Origin of the sequence: Shewanella sp. SP2S2-6, assembly GCF_031931965.1 — a bacterium.
GTDB classification, from domain to species: Bacteria; Pseudomonadota; Gammaproteobacteria; order Enterobacterales; family Shewanellaceae; genus Shewanella; species Shewanella baltica.
This window is the reverse complement of the sequence record NZ_JAUOEQ010000018.1, coordinates 1-24538: the sequence shown is the minus strand read 5'-3', so window position 1 is coordinate 24538 and position 24538 is coordinate 1. Positions and strand designations below refer to the sequence as shown.

The window sequence follows — 24538 nt, the reverse complement described above, 5'->3', positions numbered from 1 at the left end:
TAAACATAAAGGACAGCATTTGCTGTCCTTTATGTTTTTCAGTATGTGCGGGCTATTCAGTGATTAGCAGCTAAGCGCGAGAGGCTCCTGCGATTGCAGCGTGAGCTCAGATTTAATTCGCAGCAGGGCGCTTAATGCATCTAATAGGTTCGCTTGATCATGTAAATTCGGGTTATGGCGATTCTTCAACGGAAAATAGTTAATGAGTGGTCCTAAACGCGTTTGTTCGCCATGACGTAACACTTTGTGAATGATGGGCTTGCCAATCACTTGATGGCACCAAGCGATACGTTGCTCAATACTAAATCGACCCGCGGGTGAGGCTTCCTCTGCAAGGTTATCGATAAAGATCACTTGAGCTTTAGTAGCGGCTAGGCTTTTTGCAAACTTAGGTAATAGCAGCGGCGGCATAATGCTGGTTAAGAAGCTGCCAGGGCCTAAAATGATTAAATCTGCGTGCCGTACAGCCTCACAGGCTTCAAAAGTTGCATCGACCTGTGGCTCAAGGCAGAGCGCGATAGGTGCTTCATCCATACTGTCGACATTGATCTCGCCAAATACTTTACTACCACAGGCTTGCAGAGCCACTAAGTGTGTGGGTTGTTCAGACATAGGGATCAGCTGGGTTTCAATCTTGAGTAAATTACGGATGAGATTAACTGCTTCTAATGGACGAACGCACAGCTGATCAAGCGCCAGTAAAATAAGATTACCCAGATTATGGCCGCTGAGTTCAGTTTCACCTTGGAAACGGTATTCGAATAGTTGTGAGCCGACGGAAGGGCGATTGGCTAGATGGGATAAGCAGTTGCGTAAATCGCCCCAGGCAATACAGTCCTGCTCGGCTCTGAGTCTACCGGTAGAGCCACCGTTATCTGTGGTCGCGACAATTCCCGTTAAACGGCTGCCTAAAAAATCGAGTGACGATAATACTCGGCCTAAACCATGGCCTCCGCCAATGGCGACGACACGTTCAAATTGATTTAACATCAAATGCTGCATCTGGGTTCTTCCTTCCTGAATACCCGAAAAATGAATGTTACTGTCATCACTGATTACGTACAAAGCGCAATGACGTAAGCGCTACTGTGCAATTTAACTGCGTTAAGGAACCTTAGTATAAAAGCTCAGTCGAAAGCTTGCATCTATTATCGACTGTCATACGGCAAGCACGTATACACGGATTTAGAATCGCGACTTAGGCGCAATATTGTACCTGAGTTAATGTGCCAGATGCGTGATTAATGACAGTGACGGCGGGCACATTTCGTTAAATCTGACAAATAGCTTATAATCCGCCCTTTATTTGCCCAATACGGGCGTCACACTTAAGGTGAACTATTGAAAACAGGTAGAATCGGTTCGTTTACATTGGCATTAGCCATGGTCATAGTGGCGATTTTTGCATTGCGCGTTTGGATCATTCCAAACACGAATGATTCATCTGCCATTGCGACCCAACTCGTTGACGCTGTCGACCCTGTTACGCAAGTTCCTGACTTCTCTGCGATCAACGATATCACCGAAAAGAAGAAAGCCTTTTTTGATTTTCTGCGGCCGATTGTGCAGCAGCAGAATGCCATCATCTCGATGGAACGCGAGTTTGTCAGTGAAATGCTCGCTTTGGTTGAGAATGGCAAGAGTTTATCTGAGACCCAACTCGGGCAGCTCAATACGCTATTCGACAAATACCAATATGCGGCGCGAAACGTCGATGCTAAATCCTTGGCAAGCTTACTAAAGCGCGTCGATATTGTGCCTGAATCTATGGTGCTGATCCAAGCTGCGAATGAATCCGGTTGGGGTAGCTCACGTTTTGCCCGTGAAGGCTTTAACTTTTTTGGTGAATGGTGTTTTACTGCTGGCTGCGGCATAGTGCCATCTTCACGGGGATCTGGTAAGAGCCATGAGGTGAAAGTGTTTTCATCGGTCGACGAGTCCGTTTCGTCCTACATGCGCAATTTAAATTCCAATACAGCCTATGCGCTATTTCGTTCTATCCGTGCCGATTTGCGCTCACAGGAGCTAGAGCCGACAGCGGATCAATTGATTTACGGACTCGTGAATTATTCTGAAAGACAAGAAGCTTATATTGATGAGCTGCTTGATATGTTACGTCATAATGAAAAATATTTGGTGAATGTCGATGTATAAAAAACTGTTGTTTAGTGGCCTCTGTTTACTGGCCACTAGCGCCGCTGCTGAAACTGTATCCCTTGAATATAAAGGTTTTTATGATAGGTTAAAACAAGTCAACAAGGGCGGTTATCAACTCGTAGAAGTGGCTTTTAGTGTTCCAATGCAAAAGAACTGTTTGATCCAAAGCGGTTCTATTTCCAGTGAAAAAACATCAACGCCATTGACGTATACCTATGCTCAGCGGTTATTTATTCCCTTAGATGATGATTTAAAAGATCAGCGTGCCTTGGTTAATCTCAATTTTGCCGGCAGTGCTGAGGGATGCGCTATCGCGATGCAAGTCAGAGCTAAGCAGACATTAGCCGAGTACGATAAAGCGCGTTTACAGCAAATTGTGACCGAAATGGACACGCTGCTTGGCGCCATGCAAGGCTTCCCGATGCGTTATTTTAGGGAGTCCATTGCCGGCCTTAACTTTGAATTCCAACCCGAGCAAGAAGTGTATGTACACCTTAATGGCCGTGAACAAGCCGTTAAGGGCAGTTATAAATTAGCCGCGAATGAACTTGAAAACATCACTACGCTAAGCTTCAGTGCCCAGCCATTAGTCTTGAGTCCTTGGGTGAAGTGATCCTCTTTGCCTCGTTGAATTGGCATCTTGAAAAAAATCGATTCAGAAGCACGGGCTCAAAGATAGTGTCGGCAGTCTTAACTTATTTTGTAGTCATAAAAATGCCCACATCATGTGGGCATTTTTGTTTTGCTAATTTATCTTGCTTACTTTCGTTGGGTTAACTTGTTTTACTGACTAGGGCGCTAATTCAAACTTAGTTAGACTTCATAAGTGTTAACGATATCAATGCGTTTTGCCGCATCCAAATCGATACGGCCGCTGTTGGCGATATCAAGGAAATCGAATGCGGGCAGATTGGCTTCGGCAACATCACCACGCATAGGCGCATCTGGGTCACGCGTTAGAGACACAAAGTCGAACTGCTCACGGTCAACACCCTGTGATGGTGCGGTGTTTTGCATGGCGGTGAAAATCGTTTCAATACGACCAGGGTACTGTCTATCCCACTGATTAAGCATGTCTTTGACTGCGGCGCGCTTTAAGTTTTCCTGCGAGCCACACAAGTTACAGGGGATGATCGGGAATTCTCTTAAGTTGGCATATTCTTCGAGATCTTTTTCACGGCAATAGGCCAGAGGGCGAATGACCACATTAGCACCATCATCCGACAGTAGCTTTGGTGGCATAGCTTTCATCTTGCCGCCAAAGAACATGTTCAAGAACAAGGTCTCGATAATGTCATCCCTGTGGTGGCCTAGGGCGATTTTAGTGGCGCCGATGTGCTGGGCAAAGCCATAGAGCGTACCGCGGCGTAGGCGAGAGCACAGGGAGCAGGTAGTTTTACCTTCAGGGATTTTATCTTTCACTATCGAGTAAGTGTCTTTCTCGAGGATGTGATAAGGCACATTGAGCTTATCTAAATAGGCGGGCAGCACATGCTCAGGAAAGCCGGGTTGCTTCTGATCTAAATTAACCGCAATGATTTCAAACTGAATGGGCGCGCGTTGCTGCAGATTCATCAAAATATCGAGCATTGCATAGCTGTCTTTACCGCCACTGAGGCAGCACATGATCTTATCGCCATCTTCAATCATATTGTAATCGGCGATTGCGCTACCCACTTCACGACGCAGACGTTTCTGTAATTTATTCAGACGGGTAGTGTGTTTTTTTGATAATTCTTCAGACATAGGATTTGCCGTAACTTCAGATATAGCTTCAAGCATAAAAAAGCGCCCAGTAACTCAGTTTCAGGGCGCGTATTATTCCAGCTATCTTTGGCGGGGTAAAGTGCCGCGTATCGCTTAGGCTTCTTCTAACGGTGATTTGTAGCCGTCGGGTTTGATGGCCAGTAAATCGCAGTTGATGCTATCGATAACATGCTCTGCGGTATTGCCAATCAGTGCCGCTGAAAATCCGGTGCGACCGACAGTGCCTAAGATCACCAATTCGGCATCGAGTTTTTCAGCAAGCTCAGGGATCACATCCTCTGGCAAACCTTCTTTCACATGGCAATGATTTGGATCGATATCATAAGCGCCAGCAAGGTAACTCACCCGCTGTTCATGCTGCATGCGAATGGTTTCGTTGTAAGACTGGGCATCAAAGTCTGGTAATTCAATGGCTAAGTTTACCGGCGTGCCGGGATAGCCATTGACTAAATGCACTTCGGCAGAGAACTTATCCGCTAAATCTTTTGCATGCTCAATGATTTTACCGTTAAGCATTTGATGATCGGTATCTTCGGTTGCCACATTCACAGCGCAAAGGATTTTTCCCGCTGCTGGCCAGTCATGGGCTTTCACCATCAACACAGGCACAGGGGCTTTACGCATTAAATGCCAATCGGTTGGGGTGAAGATCACCGCTTTGAGTTTGTCGTGGGCATGGGTACCTTTAACAATCAAATCGTATTGCCCTGAAATCGCATGATTAATAATGCTTTCGAAGGGGCGGTTATGCCAAATGACTTGGGTATCAATATTGAGTTGCAGATGAGTGTAAGCGGCGAGTAAGTCTTGGATCCAAGCGAGACGTTGATCTATGACGCCTTGGCGCATGGCTTCGCGCTCTTGATTCGACAGAATCGAAGTCATCTCATAGGAAAAGTCGAAGATAGAAAGAAACACAGTGACTTGAGCGTTGCATTTACTGGCCAAGGTCACCGCTCGTGCTAGGGCAACTTGGTTCTCTGTGGTAGGGTCAACCACAACCAGTATTTTTTGATAATCCTTCATGGGAGGTTCCTTTAGTCATAGGCTCAATATCATCATGAGCCTTTGGCAGTTAGCTGTATTGTTCTAGATCAAACTCATTCGAAATTGATTAAAACTCGCTTTAAAATCATGCCTTAATCTGTATGACATGTCTAGCCAGTCCCGGTTTTTCAACTGAATTGTATTTGCCATTCATGACAAGGACCTAGCGCGTAACTCTCTTGCACTTAACTATTATGCTGCGCTTAACTTTATTGCAGCAAACACTCTTGCGGTGAACTACCTCGCTATGCGCGAATTACCCGCTAACAGATTCAGCTCTTGCGAGTCGAGGATAGTAATGTACTTACCCTTAACTTCAATCAAGCCTGATTTTTGGAAACGACCAAGTAAGCGACTGATGGTCTCTACGGTCAAACCGAGATAATTACCAATGTCACCGCGGGTCATGGTTAAGCGGAATTCTTTGGGCGAGAAGCCACGGCTACCAAAACGATTAGCCAAATTGCTGATAAAGGCTGCCAGACGTTCTTCGGCATTTTTCTTGCTGAGTAGCAGGATCATTTCTTGATCGCTCATGATCTCATTGCTCATCAGGCGCATGATCTGCTGACGCAATTTAGGCATAGTGCCTGAAAGTTCATCGAGGATATTAAAGGGGATCTCACAGACCATGGAGGTCTCGAGTGCCTGTGCAAAACTCTGGTGCAACTGGGCGTGGATACCGTCAAAACCAATCACATCACCCGCTAAGTGGAAGCCGGTGATCTGCTCATCGCCTTGCTCAGTAATAGTGTAACTTTTGATGGTGCCAGAGCGGATCGCAAACAGGGATTTTAACGCATCACCCGATTTAAAAATTTGCTCGCCTTTTTGGATCGGCTTTTTACGCTCAATAATATCATCGAGCTGATCTAGCTCACTTGCATTGAGGGTAAAAGGAATACAAAGGGTACCCATACTGCAATCGTGACAATGGATTGTGCATCCGCTAGCGGCAGGACGACGATTCTTATTTTGTTCAATTGTCATGTTGATTCTCAAGTTTATCCACTGCAGCCATGTTAAACCAATTCACTCACTTGGGCTAGTTTAGCTGCGCGAGTGCGATATATAAAGTTTGACCACCAAACGCAATTAACAGTAAGCCGCTCAATAGTCTAACGGTTTTCTGTTGAACCCAAGCAGCGAGGCGTTTTGCCGCAACACCAGCACTCAATAGGGCGGGTAAGGTGCCTAATCCAAAGGCCAACATAATCAAGGCGCCTTGGCTGGCAGAGCCAGATGCGACCGACCAGGTTAAGGTGCTATAGACAAGGCCGCAGGGGAGCCAGCCCCAAATGAATCCTGCCATGACCGCTTGGCTCGGATTTTGGATAGGCACAAGCCGTTGCGCTATGGGTTTTAAATATCGCCATAACCATTGACCGACGCGCTCAATCTGCACTATTCCAACCCAAATTTTGGCGATATACAGCCCTGTTGCGATCATCATCAGTCCGGCAATGATACGCAGCACAATCAAATACGTATCCAGTTCAAATAAGTGACCAAGACCTGCCGCCGAAGCGCCCACTAAGCCGCCCGCTAAGGTGTAACTCAAAATACGCCCAAGGTTGTAACTCAGTAGATACTTGAGCTGATGCGCCAGCAGATTACCTGTTTTGCCATTGGGGATTTGGGCTGAGAAAGCGCCCACTAAACCGCCACACATGCCAAAGCAATGTGCGGCGCCCATGAGCCCTACCAGAAAAGCCCCAGTGACATTGTACTCAATCACTGCGTAATCAATCACAGCGGCATGCCTTTTTCTTGCGCTGCTTCGGCTTTCTCTTTCTCAGGCACGGGATGGCTGTTTGGTTTAACAGTATCTTCGTCGAATAATATCGACACACTTTGGCGGTCTAAATCGTCAAATTGTTCGGATTTCACCGCCCAAAAAAATACCATTACAGCGATGGCGACAAAGATCATGGCAATGGGGATAAGCACATAAATAATTTCCATAATGACCTCTTACTATTCTGGTTTTACTTTTATTGTGATCACACTTTAACCCGCAATAATCTCAGGCTATTACCGACCACAATCAAAGAACTCGCCGACATGCCAATGGCGGCGATATAAGGTGCGACATGGCCGGTAACGGCTAAGGGCAAGATCAGGGCGTTGTAACCCAGCGCCCACGCTAAATTTTGTCTGATAATCTGTGTCGTCAGTTTCGCGACGCTAACGGCTTGGGTGAAGCGGGACAGATGATCCCCCAATAAAATTAAATCGGCACTGTTTTTCGCGATAGCACTGCCGCTGCCCATAGCCACCGACAAATCGGCGCCCGCAAGCACAGGCGCATCGTTGATGCCATCGCCAAACATGGCAACCCTTGTATGCTGTTGTAATCGGGTCACGAGGGCAAGTTTATCTGCAGGCGTTAAGCCGCTGTGCACATCGTCAATCCCCAGCTCTTTTGCCAGTTGATGTACGTGTCCTGAGCTATCGCCGCTGGCAATACTGATGCGGCAACCTTGCTGCTTTAACATCTCAATTGTAGCTTTGCTGTCTTGGCGAATATTGTCTTGAATTTCAAAGCTTGCCAGTACTTCAAGCTGATTATTGGCTGAACGTGCTAACCAAATCTTTTGGGTTGGATCACGACTATCAATACTCGCGCCGGTAAATACTGCATTGCCAATGAAGTAATCAGTGCCATCAATACGGCCTCTAACGCCAAAGCCAACTTCATGGTGAACCTCTTCGGCAACCAGTGCATTATCGGCAAACATGGCAAATGCCGCGGCAATCGGGTGGCGAGAGCCTGCTTCTAGTGCTGCGGCAATGGCTAAGGCTTGCGTATTGGTTAAATCGGCCATGCACTGCGTTTGCCCGATAGAGAGGGTACCACAGGTGAGGGTGCCGGTTTTATCAAAGACAACATGTTTGATCTGTGGCAGTTTTTCAAATACACCGGCTTTGCGAGTAATAATCCCAAGGCGAGTAAAAATAGCTGTCGCGCAGGTGACAGCGGTCGGTGTGGCCAGTGCTAAGGCGCAAGGGCAAGTAGCAACCAGAACCGATAGCGTTACCCAAAAGGCATCCTCTGGGGAAATTTGATGCCAGACCAAATAGGTGATTGTCGCTATGGTCAGGATTGTGCCCGAGAAATAGCGCGATAATTTATCGGCTAATAGCGCAATTGCAGGTTTAGTATTGGATGCAAGCTCCTGCAGTCTAATAATCTCAGCCACGAGTTGGTCTTGCCCCAGCGCTGTGACGCTGACTTTGATGGGCTGGTCGACGTTGATTGTGCCTGCGTAAACTTGGCTAGCAAGAGTTTTTTCAATTGGCATTTGCTCGCCGGTGAGCATAGCTTCATTGATGCTAGTGTGACCTTCAATCACCACACCATCGGCTGCAATCATTTCCCCCGGTTTGACGAGGATCACATCATTGAGGCGTAATTTTTTGGCGGGAATTTCTTCCTGACCATTGTCGTTCATTAAGTGCGCCGTGAGCGGCACTAACTTATGCAAATTACTCGAGCTGACCGAGGCCTTTTGCCTAGCTTTTTGTTCGAAGTAGCGCCCGAGTAACAGGAAGAAGGTAAACATGGACACAGATTCAAAATACACTTCGCCTGTGCCATTTACTGTGGCAAAACAACTGGCAACGTATGCGCCGCCAATCGCAATGGAGACAGACACATCCATATTGAGTTTGCCGCTGAGTAGGGTACGAATAGCACTGAAATAGAAGGGCTGCGCCGAATAAAGCACTACGGGGGTGGCAAAAAGCATGCTGACCCAACGGAAATAATCCCGATACTGCACATCTAAATCGGTGAAGTAGCCTGTGTAGAGGGCGAGGGCGAACATCATCACCTGCATGGTCGCAAAACCCGCTAAGCCTAAGCGCAATAAAAACTTACGGCTATTGAGTTTGTTGTTGAGCTCTTGCTCATCGACTTGATAGGGCGCGGCTTGATAACCAATACGGCTAATTTGCCCGAGGATATCGCTGAGTTTTACCGTGCGTTTATCCCAACTGATCATCGCCCTTTGGGTGGTCGAGTTGACGAGCACTTGGCTCACGCCCGTTAGTTGTTTTACTTTGTGCTCAATTAACCAAGCACAGGCCGCGCAGGTGATGCCATCGATAGAAAGTGACACTGACTCGATATTGTCCTCAGAATGGACAAAGTCTTGCTGCACTTCAGGCAAGTCATAGGCGCTAAATTGCGTTAAGGCTTCGGGGACGAGGGCGTTCTGTTTACTGCCTGGCTCAGTGCGAAACTTGTAGTAACTGAGCAATCCCGCATCCACAATCGCCTGAGAAACCGCCTGGCAACCAGGGCAACACATGAGTTCATCACGATCATTAATGCGAGTCACAAACTGCTGGCCCGTCAGCACGGGCTCTTGGCAGTGAAAACAACTTGGATGTGTCATAGCAATTCTTATTTAACTAAATCAATTCAACCACAATCAGTTCAGCCAAAGTTGGACATGATCTTTTAATTCAACGCGTTGGTGAATGCGCCATTTGCCATCGTAACTTTCCAGACGCACTTCCCAAGGGCCGATGAGTGTGGCAGGCACGGTAATGCGATACACATTACTGGCATCGGCTGTAGCGGTGAGCTTGATGTCTCTGTCGGCAATGGTTGGATGGTAGAACTCGACTTTCAGCGCAGCTTGAGAAGCGGGACCACCTTGTTGCGTCAGTAGAATTTCATTATTAGTTTGTTCGAGTAAAAAATTCATGCCTATTTGTTTGGCATACTTTACTTTACTTAAGTCCATATTAATGGCTTTGCCATCTTTGTAGTAATCCTCGGCGACTAAAGAGTCCGAGTTCGTAAGGGCAATTTTTAGTGTGGTAAAACTTGCGACGACGGCACATAAAGGAAGAATAATTAAAAACCAAGGCCAGAACTGCTTATACCAGGCTTGTTGTTCGCTCATGTCAGATACCCATTCAAAAAATTTGCGCCATTTTACCGTTAAAAGACGGTTTTAGCACTTTAAAAAAAAGGCCTCGAAGTCTTCGAGGCCTTAGCATTACTCACATCTAATTACTTGTTTGACAAGCTATAAACATAAGCTGCGATCACGTGAACTTTCTCTTCACCGAGAACGTCTTTCCAGGCTGGCATGACACCAGCACGGCCGTGTTTGATCGTTTCTTCGATCACGCCGCGGCTACCGCCATATAACCAAACATCGTCAGTTAAATTCGGAGCACCCATGAACTTGTTGCCTTTAGCGTCCATACCATGACACGCGAAACAACCTTTCATGAATGAGCCTTGACCTTGAGCGGCGAGTGTTTCATCGTGCTCACGACCAGACAATTTAACAACGTATTCAGCTAAACCCGCAATTTCGCTGTCATCGATTGGCAAACCACCTTTTGGCGGCATCATGCCATGACGACCACCCATGATAGTGGTTTTAATCGTGGCTAAGTCGCCACCATATAACCAGTCACCATCGGTGAGATTAGGGAAGCCTTTGCTACCACGTGCGTCAGAGCCGTGGCACTGTGCGCAGTTTTGTAGGAACAAACGGCCGCCCACTTTTAATGCCTCTTGGTTTTTCACTAATTCTTCTAGTGGTGTAGCCAAGTAAGCCGCGAAGATTGGGCCATATTTTTCATCAGCGTGTTTTACTTCTTGGTCATACTGAACATAACGGCCTTCTTTTGCGGCAAGCTCAATGGCTGCGGCAGAGTCGGCTTTAATACCTTGCTCAGTACCAATGCTTTGGTTAGAACTGGTCCAGCCTAAAAGGCCTTTGTAGTTACCTAAACCAGGAAATAAGGCTAGATAGATCAAGCCAAACACGATAGTGATATAGAACATATAACTCCACCATTTTGGCAGTGGGTTATTGAGTTCTTCAATACCGTCGAAACTGTGACCCATGGATTCGCCTTCTTTTACGTCCGTGGTGTTCTTAGAACACACACGCAGTAATAGAAAACATCCCGCGATCACAATTAACGAGAGTACGCTAATCCAAACACTCCAGAAGCTACTCATCACTTATTCTCTCCTGAGTCCTTCGATACCTTGCTGACTTCCTCATCGGAAAACACAAGGTTAGCTGCTTCATCAAAGGATTTTTGACGACGCGAGCTATATGCCCAAGCAAATATACCGACGAAGGTCAGCATCACAATGATGGTTAAAATGCCTTGTAATGTGCCGTAATCCATATATTGCCTCCTTATTTGAGTGCGTGACCCAAAGACTGAAGATATGCAATCAAGGCTTCCAGCTCTGTCTTACCTGCAACAGCTTGCTGTGCGCCTGCGATTTCTTCATCGGTATAAAGATCATTACCTTTGTAACCGCCTTTATGCATGTTACGTAGGATAGTCATCTTATCGCCCGTCAGTTCGCCGTCTAACTTGTTTTCGGCTAACCATGGGAACCCTGGCATATTCGATTGAGGTACTACAGCACGTGGATCGATTAAGTGAACTTCATGCCATTTATCGCTGTAACGACCGCCAACACGGGCAAGATCAGGACCTGTACGCTTAGAACCCCATTGGAATGGATGATCCCAAACCGATTCACCCGCGACAGAGTAGTGACCATAACGTTCAGTTTCTGCACGCAAAGGACGGATCATCTGGCTGTGACAGTTATAACAACCTTCACGAACATAGATGTCACGGCCTTCAATTTGCAGAGCAGTGTATGGCTTTAAACCTTCCACTGGCTCAGTCGTATCTTTTTGAAAAATCAACGGTGTGATTTCAACGAGACTACCGAAACTGATAGCGATAACGGTAAAGATCGCTAACAAACCGATGTTTTTTTCAACTATCTCATGATTAAATTTCATCGAGTTTGCTCCTTTAAGCCGCTGTTGGTTCAGCCAATGCTGGCAATGAATCTTTAGAGGCTTTCACAGTACGGATCACGTTGTATGCCATGATCAGCATACCGGTCAGGAAGAAACAACCGCCAAGGAAACGTACAAAGTAGAAAGGATATGAAGCTTCAAGACTTTCAACAAAACTATAAGTCAAAGTACCGTCAGCATTCACTGCGCGCCACATTAGACCTTGCATTACACCTGAAATCCACATAGATACGATGTAAAGCACAGTACCAATAGTCGCTAACCAGAAATGGACGTTGACTAACTTGATGCTGTACATGCGGCCGTGGCCGAACAATACAGGGATCAAGTGATACAGAGAACCAATAGACACCATTGCAACCCAGCCTAGCGCGCCGGAATGAACGTGACCGATAGTCCAATCTGTGTAATGTGATAATGCGTTAACTGTCTTAATTGCCATCATCGGGCCTTCGAAGGTAGACATACCGTAGAAAGACAGAGAAACGACTAAGAAACGCAATACAGGGTCAGTACGCAGTTTATGCCAAGCACCAGACAAGGTCATGATACCGTTAATCATACCGCCCCAAGAAGGTGCGAATAGGATCAGTGACATCACCATACCTAAAGACTGAGTCCAGTCAGGTAAAGCTGTGTAATGTAAGTGGTGAGGACCAGCCCAAATATACAGTGCGATCAAAGCCCAAAAATGGACGATAGATAGACGGTAAGAGTACACAGGACGACCCGCTTGCTTAGGTACGAAGTAATACATCATCCCCAAGAAGCCTGCGGTTAATAAGAAACCTACCGCATTGTGACCATACCACCACTGCACCATAGCATCGACAGCGCCGCTATACAGAGAGTATGACTTGAACAGACTGACTGGTACTGCCATAGAGTTAACTATGTGTAGTACAGCAACGGTAATAATAAAGGCACCAAAGAACCAGTTCGCCACATAAATATGCGAAGTCGTTCGTTTGATAATAGTACCGAAGAACACAATAGCGTAGGACACCCAAACGATAGTAATTGCGATATCGATAGGCCATTCTAATTCAGCGTATTCTTTACCTTGAGTGAAACCCATTGGTAAAGTGATAGCTGCTGACAGAATGATGGCTTGCCATCCCCAAAACGTAAATGCGGCTAACTTAGGTGCAAATAGTCGGGTTTGACAGGTGCGTTGTACGACATAATAGGATGTTGCAAAAAGGGCTGATGTACCGAACGCGAAGATCACCGCATTGGTGTGTAATGGTCGCAAGCGACTATACGTTAACCAAGGAGTGTCAAAGTTCAGCTGAGGCCAGATTAACTGAGCCGCAATTAATACGCCGACTGACATACCAACAATACCCCACAAAACTGTGGTTAAGGCAAATTGGCGGACAATGGCGTAATTGTAATCAGCGCCTGTTGGCTGGGAATGGTTCATCATAATGCTTCCACTGCTTATTACTTTTACTTTTAGTAAAGACAAGCTTTACCTGTTATAAAATGACATAAAACTCAGCTTCCCTATTAAGGTTGCTGAGCTATGTCAATGCGTTACCCTGCATATTTTTGCTCAAATATGAGGTTTCGCAATGATACTTGAGCAATATCAAAAAAGATACCAAAGAAGGGGTGTAGAAAGTTGATCTAGATCAACCTACGCCATAGAATGTTAACATATTGCGTCATAAGGTTAATCTTTGTGCTAAATCGTCCTAATCTCTATTTATTCATCGCGTTAATTCTCATCAATCTCACAGCTTGTACTGAAGATGCTAAGCAAGTCACACATAAAAGCAGCTCTGATCCTTCTCTCTGTCAATTTTCGGCAGGGGATTGCGTTAAACAAGTGGACGATATCAAACTTGCTATTAGCCTATCGCCAGCGAATGCCCCGAGCGAAAAGCCATTAACATTAAGGCTGTTAGCTTCAACGCCTATCAAAAATGTGCAAATTCGTTTAGAAGGAAGAGATATGTTTATGGGGGTTATTCCTGTAAATGTGAAGCAAACCGATGAAATGACCTATATTGGTCAGATGGTATATGGCTCCTGTAGCAGTGGTTATATGGTTTGGCGCGGTTTTGTAAGTTTTGAAGTAAATGGCGAAACCAAAGCGACAGTGTTTGATTTTCTTGCGGATAACAATGGTTAAGACTGGCTAGATATTTATTCGAATCGTCCTCAGCGTATTATTAGAGAGTGTTAACTCGGGTGATTAAGGATTAACTATCTTTCCAACTGTCTTTTACTTTGACAAAAATATCCACATTATCGATAAAAAGCTGCAATAAGTGTGGGTCAAAGTGTTTTGCGGCGCCTTTACGCATTTCAGCTAACACCTCTTCTAAAGGCCAAGCCGTTTTATAGCAGCGGGCATGAGAAAGTGCATCAAATACATCTGCAATGGCAACAATGCGCGCGAAAATGTGAATTTCGTCTTGTTTTAAATTGGCTGGATAGCCAGAACCATCATATTTTTCATGGTGTTGTAGTGCAATAATTGATGCCGCCTTTAATATGGGTCGCTCAGAATTTGCCAAAATCTGATGGCCAATCGTAGGATGCTGACGCATGACTTTCCATTCTTCATCATCTAACTTGCCAGGTTTGAGCAGAACCGCATCGGGGATCGCTATCTTACCTATGTCATGCATAGGTGAAGCACGGCGAAGTAAATCAGCTTCGTATTCAGGTAAACCAGCGAGTAAGGCGAGTTGGGAGCAATATTCTGCCATACGTTTCACATGGTTCGCGGCTTCTTTTGAGCGGCTTTCAACCACATCCCCTAAACGTAGAATGAGTTCAGATTGGGTATCTTCGACTTCTTGATTGAGCAGTAAATTTTCAAATGCAACGCCGACGTTGATAGCAAAAATATCAATAAGTTTCTTGTCAAGATCATCAATTTTATCAATACCATCCATATACAGTAGATTGATTAACCCGCTTTTTGTGGGGAAGTAACCGATAAAGCAATTGTCTTCATACAGGCAGCGTTTTTGCGTGATCGCACTGCGCAGTAAGCGGTCGATATGCTCTGGTAATTGAGTAATATGGGATTTATTTGAGAATTGGCCTGTGCCTGCGAGGATTTCTATGTTCACAGGATCCAGATGACCGCTTATGGCATCGATGGCATTACACGTTAGCAATAAGGTTTCAGAATCCAGATTGAGTAGGGTGGCGACTTGAGTTAGCAGGCCATCAGCAAATTTATGCAGGGTGCGCAGCTCAAATAATCCAGATGTAGCTTCTAGCACCCTTTCTAGCCCTTTACGGTGATTTATTTGGGTGCGCCTTGCTTGTTCAATTTCCATAATATCGCGGTAAGAACGTAGGGCAGAATAGACGCTGGTCATCAGTTTACGGGAATCGAGTTCAGCTTTGGCTTTGTAATCATTAATATCATAATTAACGATAACGTCTTCTTCAGGTGCTTGACCTGGCTGGCCTGTACGCAGGATTAGTCGAGTGGTTTTATTTTGCAGCTCTTCGCGGATCCATTTTACTAATTCTAAGCCCGCATGATCACTCTCCATCACAACATCAATAAAGGCGATGGCGATATCATGTTCCTGATTCATCAACTCTTTTGCTTGTTCGGCACTGTAGGCATTGATAAAAGTAAGCGGGCGGCCATCGAGTTTAAAGCGGGAGAGGGCAAGCTTAGTGACGGTATGAACATCAGGTTCATCATCGACCACTAATACCTTCCAAGGAATACCTGATGCAGTTGTCTCGGTAAGCTTTTTACCGGAAAACAGCGGATTTTTCTTTGCAAGATCAATCAGCATTCGATACCTCATTCAAATAAAAATAATGATCACATAATCAGTGTAGTAGACACATTTCAATGCAGTGCAAATTCTTACATTAAATAGCGAGGTGAGTGGCAACCCTTAAATTGAGTTATTGATAACAGTTATCATTTGTGTATTCTATTCATATCACACACTGATTAGCGGGTAAGGGCATGAGCCACCAAATTAATTTGTCGATTTCAACGCATAAACTGGCACAGCTTATACATGATGGGCACCTCTGTGCGGCAGATTTTAGGTGCTTGGATAGTCAGTCTAAACAGCAAGTGTGGCAGTTATGCTTAATTTGTTGTCAAAAGCGTATTACATGCCAGAAATGTACATTGTCCAGTTGTACTCAAAATCTGACCCTAGTTGATGCCGATAAATAACGTTATCGGCATTTGCGTTTAAGTATTATCATATCAGAAACCCTTATAATTCAGATGCAATATGCAACTTCCTCCCGTAATCCCATTATTTGACTCATTTGAATTCATACAAGTTGGCAATAGTGTCGTTAACCAATATATCACCCAAATTAGCATGAAAAAGGTGGCCGATGCGGGTTTAGTGATTGAGCACGCCAGTGATTGGCTGTTTGAGCAAAAGCATAACGAAAACAACTATAAAGCCTATCGCAGCGAGCTCACGACATTTCTTCATTGGTGTTTTGATGTGGTTTCAATGTCGCCCATAGAAGTCACACGCAAAGATATGAGCCATTACGTGGATTACTGCCAAGCGCCGCCCATAGCACTAATTGGCTATTTTAATGTGCCACAATTCAAGCTCGATAAAATGCGTGATGAACGGGTTCCAAACCCACAGTGGCGGCCATTTGTCGGTAAAAAGCGACTCGGGCAAATCCAGCCTTATGCGTTAAGTGACAATGCGTTAAAAACGAAAATGGCCATTTTGTCTTCGTTTTACTCGTACCTGACAAGTGAAGAATATTGTGAGCGTAATCCTGCACAAATTTGGCTGAATCACAGTCGATTCGCGGCCAATCGGCAATATCAGCGTCAACATCATGAAGATGATAACAGTCTCGCATTCACTGAATTACAGTGGTCATACATTATGGCGACCGTAACAGCGTTGGCAGAAACATCGCCCGAATTACATCAAAGAAGCTTATTTCTGATTTCATTGATCTATTGTTGCTATTTACGTATCTCAGATGTGTCTGCACGCGCAGGTTATTCACCGGTGATGGATCAGTTTAAGCACAATCAACAAACGGGTATTTGGAGTTTTCATATTCCATTGAGTAAAGGCGGTAAAAGGCGCAGCGTGGCAATTTCCAAAGCTTTACTCGATGCTTTAGTTAAATATCGTCAGTTTTTAGGATTAGCGGATTATCCAGCGCCAAACGAGAACCATCCTTTGTTTGTACGGCACAAAGCCGCTGGCCGCGGTCGAGATGTTGGTATCCTCAATGCCAATCTTGGCATTCGTCATGTTCGTGATGAAATTCAAAGTATTATCAATCTGGCGGCAGAAAGTATTGAGGCCGATGGTTTTGCACAAGACGCCGCGCAGATGCGCAAACTCACGGCCCATAATATTCGCCACACAGGCATTACGCACGATATCAATATCAACCGCAGACCGTTATCCCATGTACAAGCCGACGCTGGACACGAAAGTATCGACACCACATCGCAGTATTTGCACACAAGCCAAATCGAACGCCATGAAAGTGCATACAATAAACCAATCGACCATTTAAAAGGCATAGAGTAACTAAGCCATGGCTCATTGTTTATGGCCACACAGATTGAGAATCTCAGGCACTACATAATAACCATGTTATTCAAGGGTATGGAGATTTAGTAAAACGGTATCCATATCACATGAGTTGAGATTTCTACACATTTTGAATGGTGCATAAGCATCAATAGGTTAGATTGCATCCTAGATATGAGTATAAGAGGAAATCTCAGTCTGCCGCGAAATCTCATTCTGAGTGGCCACGAACACACATGTTCGTGGTCACACAGAATGAGAATCTCAGGCAGCCGTAATTGAACTTATTCAATCACTTGATGGTTTAACAAAATAACAACATTGCCATTCAAGTTGAGATTTTTGAACATTTTTGCCACCTAAATTGAGATTTGTTTTTCATATTAAAATCAATAAGTTGGTGATAGTATTATGCTTTATTCACCGCCAATCTATTCATTCTCCACAAATCAAATATCAAGTCAACGCATATCAGATTGCTTCAAGGTTTCTACTTACATATGTTGTAGGTGTGGTAAGTGAGCCGCCGACAATACAGGCGTATATTTAAAAATCTAAACGAATTGAAATTTGCGCGGATAAAACGCCATGATTTAAATCGTATCTGAGTGCGGAGGTCTGCTACATATATTTGGAACGGATATTGGGTGCAGGACGATATTGCTTTAATGAGTTAAGCGATGGGGATAATAAGTGGGATTTATATGAATGGCTTTCAGCTTAAAGCCCACATCATTACCGATGACGAATGTGGGTTTTAACCTTAGTGTCGATGCTTTAGACTAAATCGTAAGTATTTTATATATATAGGTTTTAACAGACGATATTGCTTCATTATATGAGTGATAACTGCATCGGTTTTTGTTGCTGGCGTATTTGTAGTACATCTTCAAATTGGCAAAGTGCCAGACTGCCAGCACGCGCGACGCGAGGAGGGCGAAGTTTACCTATTTTTCTAAGTGCGTGAAGTAGCTCCATGGGTAAGCCTGTTAATGATACCGCTTTCTCTAGGGAGATAGCGTCATATTGCCGCTTGCTAAAGACGTCCTTTGCAAACCGTATAAAAGACGCCGGTTCGCACCAGATAGCACGTCGTAAATTGTGACCTTCGCCATATCCTAACTGCAGGCGGCCTTCTTTGAATCCTATGAGAATGTCATACATTTCAACATCATTATGCACCATGACCTCCGTGAGTGTTGATTAGCACACCATGCCAGGTTGGATGTCGTTACCGACTAACAACTGGAAAATAGGTGCGACATCAATTTGGCTATTATGGTGAAGTCTGCTTTTACGTGCATGTTTCACTAAATTAACGTGTTGAAGCAGCTGCAATTCTTCTGGCCTCAGCTCAAGTAGCCGAGACGCTTTTCCAAATGGAAGCCATTGTTCTGTCACCGGAAGAGCAATGCCATCTGCGGGGGTAGCTGGGATAACAATATCTAACGTAGCGGCAGGCCACGTACAGGAAAGTGTTTCAAGGAACTGCACAATAGCCACACTGCGGATATTGTGAGGTAGTAAAGATGAGGTTGCCTGAAGTGTCTTTTGTACCCACTCTCTAAAAAATGCATTATCCGTTAATAACCGATCCCCCTGTTCGAGCATGTTTTCATAAAATGGCAGTGAAGCATAGGCGTTCGGTTTGAGCGCCATGATGTGCTCTTTTTCCAATACCAGTGCGGCATAGAGGCAATCTGACACTTGAGCCTCACTCAATGAACGCACATTTTCTGACGAGGGTTTCAGTTGTACCCCGCATCGAGGGGAAGTACAGTGCCCTTTTATAAGTGGAATATCCCAAGCAAGGCTTTCGTAACACGTGGTGCATTGACTCGTCAGTGCAGATTGGTGTTTGGAACAGGCATGACAAAACGGATTTTGCACTTCCGTTAACAGGTAGCCATCTTCATTCAAGCACTGAATACACACTTTAGGGTTGAGTTGAATGTTGCGGTTAAACATCGGATTGATAATCGTAGAAAACACATCACCTTGGCTTATTGGTATGCCAAATTTAGCATTCAGAGCCGGTGTAATTTGAAGCTTAATAATGTTATTCAGCTCAGCTGACGACACCATACTCCCAATCCTTGCGTAACCATTAACGCGCGCTAAACGAAGAAGGTAACCGATGCTAACTTCATCAGGTTTTCTCTGTGGCGAAAAGGCTAAAGACACGTTTTCAACTCCCGCTTTAATTTCTGGTATTCATGTGTGACCGCAGCGTCTATTGCCCTATAGCTATATTCAGACTCATCAAAGGGATTATTGACGTTTTGGCTGTAAATATAAAAGTTCGCTTTTAAACGCATCATCAGTGTGTGGCGGTCTTTGATATGACTCATATCTTCACGCATGAATAAGCCATCAAGGGTACTGAAGCTGCGCTCCATATAGGCAACGTAAAGTCTATCTAATAGCTCTTTATCCTCGATACCAATTTGAGGAGCGCTGATTTGCTGTAGAAAGCTGTTGATACAATCAACCCATTCTTGCGTTCTCGGTAAGATACGATGCAGTTTTACTGACCTCAGCATTCGGCGACTGAGTTGCTCGTTGTCGTCGACGGTTTTATCCACTTCGCCGAAGGTCAGGAGTCGCATGGCCCGCTCACTACCGATAAAGACAATTGAACAAGTGAGCGTGTCGAGTAGGGCGCAGAAGTATTTCAACATGTCTAATGCAATTTTCCCTTGTTTAGCAGGAAAAACCTGTTGAATTTCATCAAGAATAATGAGCTCGACACCACGTGCTTTAATCAGAAATCGAAATTGCTTATCTAACTCACCCGCGGCAACTTTACCTATGGGGGGCTGCACGCCTAATTCCGTTATCAACAGTCGTAAAATATCATCAACTTTGCTTTTCGCTTCTTGAAAACGGTAAGTGAATATCGGCAGACGAATGTGGTCGACTTCTTTCACCGGAGGAAACTGAGCGGCATAGCATTCTGCGATGTAGGTTTTTCCTTCGCCCGATTTGCCATAAATGAGCACGCCTTTTTTATTATTGGGAAGGTGACACATTTGATGAACTCGCCCAATTTGTTCATGGGCGTGTTTAACCAATGTATGTTTAACAATAAAGGTGTCTACAGGTGTAGGTATGCTGACTACCATAAGGCTTTAGTGTCCCTTTGCGTGTTATCAATAATTTGTTCTGGTTCATTCAGTTGGCTTGCACGTTGTTTGTCAGCCAATTCAGTCTTGTCTAATGAGTTTTGCCACTTAATATCTTTTAACGAATCAGTCGCATTGGCATTCTGAATGCGCTGCTCGATTGACAGTTCTTTTGCATTATTGTCTTCAAACGAACTTGTCGGTTTGCCACTTCGTTTAATACGTACTGTTTTGGCGGGAATGAAACGGTCAATCGTGACGGCATATTGACCGGTAACCTGATGTTTTTCAGTTTGGAAAATGTGTTGTCCTTTCTGCACTTTGCCATTTAACTGTGCAAAGGAAATGGGCCAACGCGAGTTGATTTCTTCATCATAGTTATAAGCAACGATTGACCTGGCCTCTGTCTCGTTCGGGAGCGCAACGCTGACAGTGACACTGCTTGCATCATAGGGGTTGTAAAACACCTGAACGGTGGGGTTGACGTTTTTGTGACCATAGGTCATGAGTAACGTATGCACTTTTTTCAGTTCAACACTGGTGAAGCGGTGTTTCAATACACGGACAAAACCTCTTGAATCGAGTTGCTGCTCATGCGCCTGTGTCGCGACATGGAAGTGGTGCTTAATAGAATTGTAATCATAATAAGATTGAACCACCCTAGATTGCTGCCAACAGAATATCGGTGAACAATTTAACCCTGAATGTGTCTTGTGAGCGTATTCTGTCAGCATGGTATTGATTATCTTTGTGAACGTACTGGCAGTGATATGCGTATTCTTAAGTGGATTTATTTTTGTTCTAGTGCCTTTTTTCGGATAGGTATTTAAACCAACAGTGCGGTTGCCGGCTGAATCCGTCACCACCATCGATTCAAATTTTTGCCTAAACACTCTAAAGTGCGATTCTACAAAGGGTTTCGCTGACGGTGTATTCGAAGGGGTATAAACGATATTGCTCCCCAGCTGTTCACATAGACTCTTAATTAACTTGTTGTTAAATGCAGGGCCATTATCCATGATGAACGTATCTGTCTTACCGCAAAACGGGAGATTGTCATCACGCAAATACGTATTTTGGATTAACTGTAAAACAACCTCCGTCGCTTCTCCTTTGCCATAATCAAAAACCATACTTAGCGGTGCACGCGTATAACAATCAAGTGCATAATAGATGACCACAGGCTCAGTTAACTCCCCCGTGACATCATCAATAACACGGATATTTGTGTGCAAACAATCGAGTTCAACACGTTGCAATGGGTAATGCAGTTTTATCCGTTTAATCAGGTTAAGTGAGAGCTGCTGACGTTCAGCATGGGGAGTTTTTGGATCGTCTAATTTGTCACAAATCGACTGTCTCGCTTCAATTCTGCGCGAAAACGTTCGTTTGCTTGCAACGATAATATTGGGATTTGTTTCACGTGCTTTCAGCGCATCTTGTTTGTAACAAGCATAATGACCCGTAGCCACTTTATGGCGACTATCTTGGTAAGTCGTGCTCAAATACGTGTCGATTAACGCGTTAGACTCCTCACCGATACGAGGGGTATGTGAGCGTGATTTACAGATTAAACTGTCATCATTGAAACGTGAGCTTATCCAAGTCTTCCAGTAACGGTTAATCGTTGTTTTCTTGGGATGTTCAGCCCCTCTGAGTGCAGGGTAATTCTCCTCAACAACTTCAATCATTTTCTGATAGGTAGTGGACGTCGTCGGCTTTAGGGTTTCGTCGTTCTGCAGCAGGTCGCGCAGCGTATGAATATAAACAATCCGTGAATCCCGAGTCGCTTGCTGTACTGGGGACAAAATGAGACGCGTTTTTTCGACCGGTTTGGGAAAAAGGGTTTTTTCATGCAGTTTTGTGCTAAATACATCTAGCGCTAAGAACTCTCGCGTTTTTTCATCATCATCCACTTCGAGCAAAATCGACACGTCATCAGCAAACAAGACCGTCATGATGTCGCCGTTGCTATTGTGGAATTGATGGTCACGCGCCTGAGCAAACATCACGATAGCATCACCTTATTCAGGGTTGTGCTTGCCAGTAGCAACTGTGATTTGTCGAATTGGTAAAAAAAGGCTCCGACTAAATGATATGCATCACCCACGGACGTTTGGCTTCTAGGCTTGAGCCAATCGACTAACGCCTCAAATGTCAACAATTCAGGTAGGTCTGCATGGTTGAGCGTACATGATAACCGTGCAGAACGCCGATTAGCGATTAACTGGAGGTTGGTATAAATCATGGGCGTTAACTGACGCTCATCAACGAGGACGATAGGGACGTTAGCCGTCTTAAGTGAGTATTCATTGAATAGCGCTAATCGCGACTGGAAGTCTTTCGTGATATGGCTTGAATGATGGACTTCAATAAATGCCGCAGTACCATTAGCATATTTAATAAGAAAATCAGGCGTATATCGAATGGTCTTAAGGGTAATACTGTCATGGAGATGCAGGCTTTCAGGCTGCGCAGCATAGGCAACGATATTCGGTTCACACTCCATCTGCGCCGCAATACACAATTCAAGGAATGATTCGACCTTCAGCGGGGCTTGATTCTTCTGCGAAAAATATTGATATACATGCCTGCCGCGTGATTTATTCGCTTTATACTTGTTACTCACGTTACACCTCTTGCTACATTTCAGAGTGCTAACCGTTAATTTGCAGCGGAAAAATTAATCTCTGCTAAAATTAAAGGTTACCCCTATGGATAAGGCAAACGTCTTTCCCTACACGGGGAAAGCGCTCACGTGTGTTTGTTAACACGCGAGCAGCATATTCAATTTTCGAAAATCCACAAAAACTTGTGAATTTTCGCGCAAGGCACAATTCATTTTAAAAAAACATGCAGGCGTTTAACACGCTTCGATGCCCCCAATCGCCATTGATACCTCGCTGTTTTATTTCAATTCTTTTAGCTTGAAAACGTATTTTAAAAACGCATTACATTCAAAAAATGCATTCACTATGATTTTTAAAAATCATTGTTTTTAAAGCATTAATTTTTAAAATATGCTCTGCACAAGCGCATTTCTGCCGTAAATCTATCTTTACAAAATGACGATGTGAACATCGCTAACTTAAGGATAAGCCGATTAATCCACATTAAAATTTGTTACTACATAACAATGATATAAACGACGAATGCACCTTAAATTTGTCAGCAAAAAAATATTTTTGAGGAAATGGAGAATTTTTTTAGCAAACCGTGAAAAAGGGCAAGTTTATTGTTTTTAATTACGCATAACCCATTCGAAAGTTGCCCCTGATGTCGCGATTTGGAAATGCATGTTTGCTTGGCCAGATAAACGCATGCTGAACCTCGATGGGCAAGACGCGCTAAACACGCCGGAATACAGCTGCATGCCTTCATGTGGCGGATTAACGAGAGAGTTGAGAAAGGGGCAAATGTCTGAAGCTTACTCTATTTGTTGTCCACAAGAGAGGGGAAGGTTGGTGATATGATTGATAACATTACCATCTATAACGTTTTTACTTGTCAAGGCATGCGGGTATTAGACCTTAGATACCGAACCTACTTCTGGCTAGGGTAATGAACTGCGGTCGATCCGTTCATCCCTAAGTCACAATAAAATATACGAATGCAACGACGAACAGTGGATACAACAATGCCAATCTTAAGTTATCAATATGGCAGTCTGTTCTAAATAGCTTATGCCCCAAAACTTGCTAGCATTCATTTAGTGAATCGAAAACTGACGAATGAATTACCCTACAAAATCTCATCTATTTACCAAATATATAGCCCTACCGTAAAGCGACTAACAATGTATGGGTATACAGTCGTATTTAAATTTCAATGCTTTTGAGTGTTTTTAAACTCATTAGTTTGCGCGTTTATCCATCCTAAAATTAATAAACCCCCTTAAAATCATTTGGATACACTTCGGCCAAATTAGTTGATAGGTTTGGAAAACGCGCATGCGCGTTTTTCCGGATGGTGTATTTGATAAAAAGCTGATAAGTTCTTTGCATACAGGTGGTTAACTGTGCGCGTTTTTACTGGTCTAATGAGGTAAACAGCACAGCGCATAAATACT

The 24538-nt window shown here is 44.3% G+C and carries 23 protein-coding genes; 5 read left to right on the top strand and 18 right to left on the bottom strand.

All coding sequences use genetic code 11. The annotated features are described in order from the left end of the window. Window positions 1–63: 63 nt before the first annotated feature. Window positions 64–1002, bottom strand: a complete 939-nt coding sequence (locus Q4Q57_RS13310; RefSeq protein ID WP_006087165.1) for a YvcK family protein — start codon at window positions 1000–1002, stop codon at window positions 64–66. A 339-nt stretch (window positions 1003–1341) separates the two neighbouring features. Here Q4Q57_RS13310 and Q4Q57_RS13305 point away from each other — a divergent pair, with 339 nt between their 5' ends. Together Q4Q57_RS13305 and Q4Q57_RS13300 are read left to right on the top strand one after the other, a co-directional pair. Beyond that, window positions 1342–2154 (top strand): glucosaminidase domain-containing protein, encoded by an 813-nt coding sequence (locus tag Q4Q57_RS13305; protein ID WP_012089201.1) that lies wholly within the window; start codon window positions 1342–1344, stop codon window positions 2152–2154. Continuing rightward, window positions 2147–2770, top strand: coding sequence for a DUF2987 domain-containing protein (locus Q4Q57_RS13300; protein ID WP_063884421.1), 624 nt, complete (start codon window positions 2147–2149; stop codon window positions 2768–2770). Before Q4Q57_RS13305 ends, Q4Q57_RS13300 begins: the two co-directional genes overlap by 8 nt. A gap of 200 nt (window positions 2771–2970) precedes the next feature. On the opposite strand, the gene ttcA is transcribed toward Q4Q57_RS13300, so the two are convergent. The 11 genes from ttcA to ccoN all read right to left on the bottom strand — a co-directional run bounded on the left by ttcA (window position 2971) and on the right by ccoN (window position 13233). Then, window positions 2971–3939 carry a tRNA 2-thiocytidine(32) synthetase TtcA gene (gene ttcA / locus Q4Q57_RS13295; protein WP_311891097.1) on the bottom strand — a complete coding sequence of 323 codons (969 nt, stop codon included), beginning with the start codon at window positions 3937–3939 and terminating at the stop codon, window positions 2971–2973. 78 nt (window positions 3940–4017) lie between these two features. After that, window positions 4018–4950 carry a universal stress protein UspE gene (gene uspE / locus Q4Q57_RS13290; RefSeq protein WP_006081598.1) on the bottom strand — a complete coding sequence of 311 codons (933 nt, stop codon included), beginning with the start codon at window positions 4948–4950 and terminating at the stop codon, window positions 4018–4020. Between the two features lie 258 nt (window positions 4951–5208). Then, window positions 5209–5961: an electron transport transcriptional regulator EtrA gene (etrA, locus tag Q4Q57_RS13285; RefSeq protein ID WP_006081599.1), complete on the bottom strand. Its 753-nt coding sequence runs from the start codon at window positions 5959–5961 to the stop codon at window positions 5209–5211. 55 nt (window positions 5962–6016) lie between these two features. Then, window positions 6017–6709, bottom strand: coding sequence for a sulfite exporter TauE/SafE family protein (locus Q4Q57_RS13280; RefSeq protein WP_063884446.1), 693 nt, complete (start codon window positions 6707–6709; stop codon window positions 6017–6019). Between the two features lie 11 nt (window positions 6710–6720). Beyond that, window positions 6721–6936 carry a cbb3-type cytochrome oxidase assembly protein CcoS gene (gene ccoS / locus Q4Q57_RS13275; RefSeq protein WP_012587702.1) on the bottom strand — a complete coding sequence of 72 codons (216 nt, stop codon included), beginning with the start codon at window positions 6934–6936 and terminating at the stop codon, window positions 6721–6723. 38 nt (window positions 6937–6974) lie between these two features. Next, complete coding sequence (locus tag Q4Q57_RS13270) at window positions 6975–9374, bottom strand: heavy metal translocating P-type ATPase metal-binding domain-containing protein (RefSeq protein WP_311891096.1); 2400 nt, start codon at window positions 9372–9374, stop codon at window positions 6975–6977. A gap of 36 nt (window positions 9375–9410) precedes the next feature. Further along, on the bottom strand, window positions 9411–9890 hold the full coding sequence (locus tag Q4Q57_RS13265; RefSeq protein ID WP_006087158.1) for a FixH family protein: 480 nt from the start codon (window positions 9888–9890) through the stop codon (window positions 9411–9413). 110 nt (window positions 9891–10000) lie between these two features. Further along, a complete protein-coding gene (ccoP, locus tag Q4Q57_RS13260; RefSeq protein WP_006087157.1) occupies window positions 10001–10969 on the bottom strand; it encodes a cytochrome-c oxidase, cbb3-type subunit III in 969 nt (322 codons plus the stop codon). Beyond that, window positions 10969–11145, bottom strand: a complete 177-nt coding sequence (locus Q4Q57_RS13255) for a CcoQ/FixQ family Cbb3-type cytochrome c oxidase assembly chaperone (protein ID WP_006081605.1) — start codon at window positions 11143–11145, stop codon at window positions 10969–10971. The genes ccoP and Q4Q57_RS13255 overlap by 1 nt, the downstream gene beginning before the upstream one ends. A gap of 11 nt (window positions 11146–11156) precedes the next feature. Continuing rightward, on the bottom strand, window positions 11157–11783 hold the full coding sequence (gene ccoO / locus Q4Q57_RS13250; RefSeq protein ID WP_006087156.1) for a cytochrome-c oxidase, cbb3-type subunit II: 627 nt from the start codon (window positions 11781–11783) through the stop codon (window positions 11157–11159). 13 nt (window positions 11784–11796) lie between these two features. Beyond that, window positions 11797–13233, bottom strand: coding sequence for a cytochrome-c oxidase, cbb3-type subunit I (gene ccoN / locus Q4Q57_RS13245; protein WP_006081607.1), 1437 nt, complete (start codon window positions 13231–13233; stop codon window positions 11797–11799). A gap of 258 nt (window positions 13234–13491) precedes the next feature. Between ccoN and Q4Q57_RS13240 the strand changes: the two genes are divergently transcribed. Then, window positions 13492–13944, top strand: a complete 453-nt coding sequence (locus Q4Q57_RS13240) for a hypothetical protein (protein WP_311891095.1) — start codon at window positions 13492–13494, stop codon at window positions 13942–13944. 70 nt (window positions 13945–14014) lie between these two features. On the opposite strand, the gene Q4Q57_RS13235 is transcribed toward Q4Q57_RS13240, so the two are convergent. Next, entirely contained in the window at window positions 14015–15586 is a 1572-nt protein-coding gene (locus Q4Q57_RS13235; protein ID WP_220592937.1) for a DUF3369 domain-containing protein, read from the bottom strand. A gap of 179 nt (window positions 15587–15765) precedes the next feature. Between Q4Q57_RS13235 and Q4Q57_RS13230 the strand changes: the two genes are divergently transcribed. Together Q4Q57_RS13230 and Q4Q57_RS13225 are read left to right on the top strand one after the other, a co-directional pair. Beyond that, window positions 15766–15984, top strand: a complete 219-nt coding sequence (locus Q4Q57_RS13230; protein WP_106650466.1) for a hypothetical protein — start codon at window positions 15766–15768, stop codon at window positions 15982–15984. A gap of 61 nt (window positions 15985–16045) precedes the next feature. Next, window positions 16046–17341, top strand: a complete 1296-nt coding sequence (locus Q4Q57_RS13225; RefSeq protein WP_311891094.1) for a site-specific integrase — start codon at window positions 16046–16048, stop codon at window positions 17339–17341. An 837-nt stretch (window positions 17342–18178) separates the two neighbouring features. Here Q4Q57_RS13225 and Q4Q57_RS13220 read toward each other — a convergent pair. Genes Q4Q57_RS13220 through Q4Q57_RS13200 form a run of 5 tightly spaced genes read right to left on the bottom strand, consistent with a single transcriptional unit; the run spans window position 18179 to window position 23098 of the window. After that, entirely contained in the window at window positions 18179–18526 is a 348-nt protein-coding gene (locus tag Q4Q57_RS13220; RefSeq protein WP_311891093.1) for a hypothetical protein, read from the bottom strand. Window positions 18527–18547: 21 nt separating this feature from the next. Beyond that, a complete protein-coding gene (locus Q4Q57_RS13215) occupies window positions 18548–19528 on the bottom strand; it encodes a hypothetical protein (RefSeq protein ID WP_311891092.1) in 981 nt (326 codons plus the stop codon). Next, the gene (locus Q4Q57_RS13210) at window positions 19519–20469 is read right to left on the bottom strand and encodes a TniB family NTP-binding protein (protein ID WP_115334638.1); all 951 of its coding nucleotides are present in this window, start codon (window positions 20467–20469) and stop codon (window positions 19519–19521) included. Before Q4Q57_RS13210 ends, Q4Q57_RS13215 begins: the two co-directional genes overlap by 10 nt. Next, on the bottom strand, window positions 20463–22478 hold the full coding sequence (locus Q4Q57_RS13205; RefSeq protein WP_311891125.1) for an integrase: 2016 nt from the start codon (window positions 22476–22478) through the stop codon (window positions 20463–20465). The genes Q4Q57_RS13210 and Q4Q57_RS13205 overlap by 7 nt, the downstream gene beginning before the upstream one ends. Beyond that, window positions 22478–23098 (bottom strand): TnsA endonuclease N-terminal domain-containing protein, encoded by a 621-nt coding sequence (locus Q4Q57_RS13200; protein ID WP_311891091.1) that lies wholly within the window; start codon window positions 23096–23098, stop codon window positions 22478–22480. The genes Q4Q57_RS13205 and Q4Q57_RS13200 overlap by 1 nt, the downstream gene beginning before the upstream one ends. Between the last annotated feature and the right edge of the window lie 1440 nt (window positions 23099–24538).

What these genes read in the sequence shown, in the direction of transcription:
- Q4Q57_RS13270 (WP_311891096.1), bottom strand. Translation starts at nt 9,374, where the DNA reads ATGACACATCCAAGTTGTTTTCACTGCCAAGAGCCCGTGCTGACGGGC.
- ccoP (WP_006087157.1), bottom strand. Translation starts at nt 10,969, where the DNA reads ATGAGTAGCTTCTGGAGTGTTTGGATTAGCGTACTCTCGTTAATTGTG.
- Q4Q57_RS13300 (WP_063884421.1), top strand. Translation starts at nt 2,147, where the DNA reads ATGTATAAAAAACTGTTGTTTAGTGGCCTCTGTTTACTGGCCACTAGC.
- Q4Q57_RS13235 (WP_220592937.1), bottom strand. Translation starts at nt 15,586, where the DNA reads ATGCTGATTGATCTTGCAAAGAAAAATCCGCTGTTTTCCGGTAAAAAG.
- Q4Q57_RS13225 (WP_311891094.1), top strand. Translation starts at nt 16,046, where the DNA reads ATGCAACTTCCTCCCGTAATCCCATTATTTGACTCATTTGAATTCATA.
- ttcA (WP_311891097.1), bottom strand. Translation starts at nt 3,939, where the DNA reads ATGCTTGAAGCTATATCTGAAGTTACGGCAAATCCTATGTCTGAAGAA.
- etrA (WP_006081599.1), bottom strand. Translation starts at nt 5,961, where the DNA reads ATGACAATTGAACAAAATAAGAATCGTCGTCCTGCCGCTAGCGGATGC.
- Q4Q57_RS13310 (WP_006087165.1), bottom strand. Translation starts at nt 1,002, where the DNA reads ATGCAGCATTTGATGTTAAATCAATTTGAACGTGTCGTCGCCATTGGC.
- ccoO (WP_006087156.1), bottom strand. Translation starts at nt 11,783, where the DNA reads ATGAAATTTAATCATGAGATAGTTGAAAAAAACATCGGTTTGTTAGCG.
- Q4Q57_RS13210 (WP_115334638.1), bottom strand. Translation starts at nt 20,469, where the DNA reads ATGGTAGTCAGCATACCTACACCTGTAGACACCTTTATTGTTAAACAT.
- Q4Q57_RS13265 (WP_006087158.1), bottom strand. Translation starts at nt 9,890, where the DNA reads ATGAGCGAACAACAAGCCTGGTATAAGCAGTTCTGGCCTTGGTTTTTA.
- uspE (WP_006081598.1), bottom strand. Translation starts at nt 4,950, where the DNA reads ATGAAGGATTATCAAAAAATACTGGTTGTGGTTGACCCTACCACAGAG.
- Q4Q57_RS13205 (WP_311891125.1), bottom strand. Translation starts at nt 22,478, where the DNA reads ATGTTTGCTCAGGCGCGTGACCATCAATTCCACAATAGCAACGGCGAC.
- Q4Q57_RS13255 (WP_006081605.1), bottom strand. Translation starts at nt 11,145, where the DNA reads ATGGATTACGGCACATTACAAGGCATTTTAACCATCATTGTGATGCTG.
- ccoN (WP_006081607.1), bottom strand. Translation starts at nt 13,233, where the DNA reads ATGATGAACCATTCCCAGCCAACAGGCGCTGATTACAATTACGCCATT.
- Q4Q57_RS13230 (WP_106650466.1), top strand. Translation starts at nt 15,766, where the DNA reads ATGAGCCACCAAATTAATTTGTCGATTTCAACGCATAAACTGGCACAG.
- ccoS (WP_012587702.1), bottom strand. Translation starts at nt 6,936, where the DNA reads ATGGAAATTATTTATGTGCTTATCCCCATTGCCATGATCTTTGTCGCC.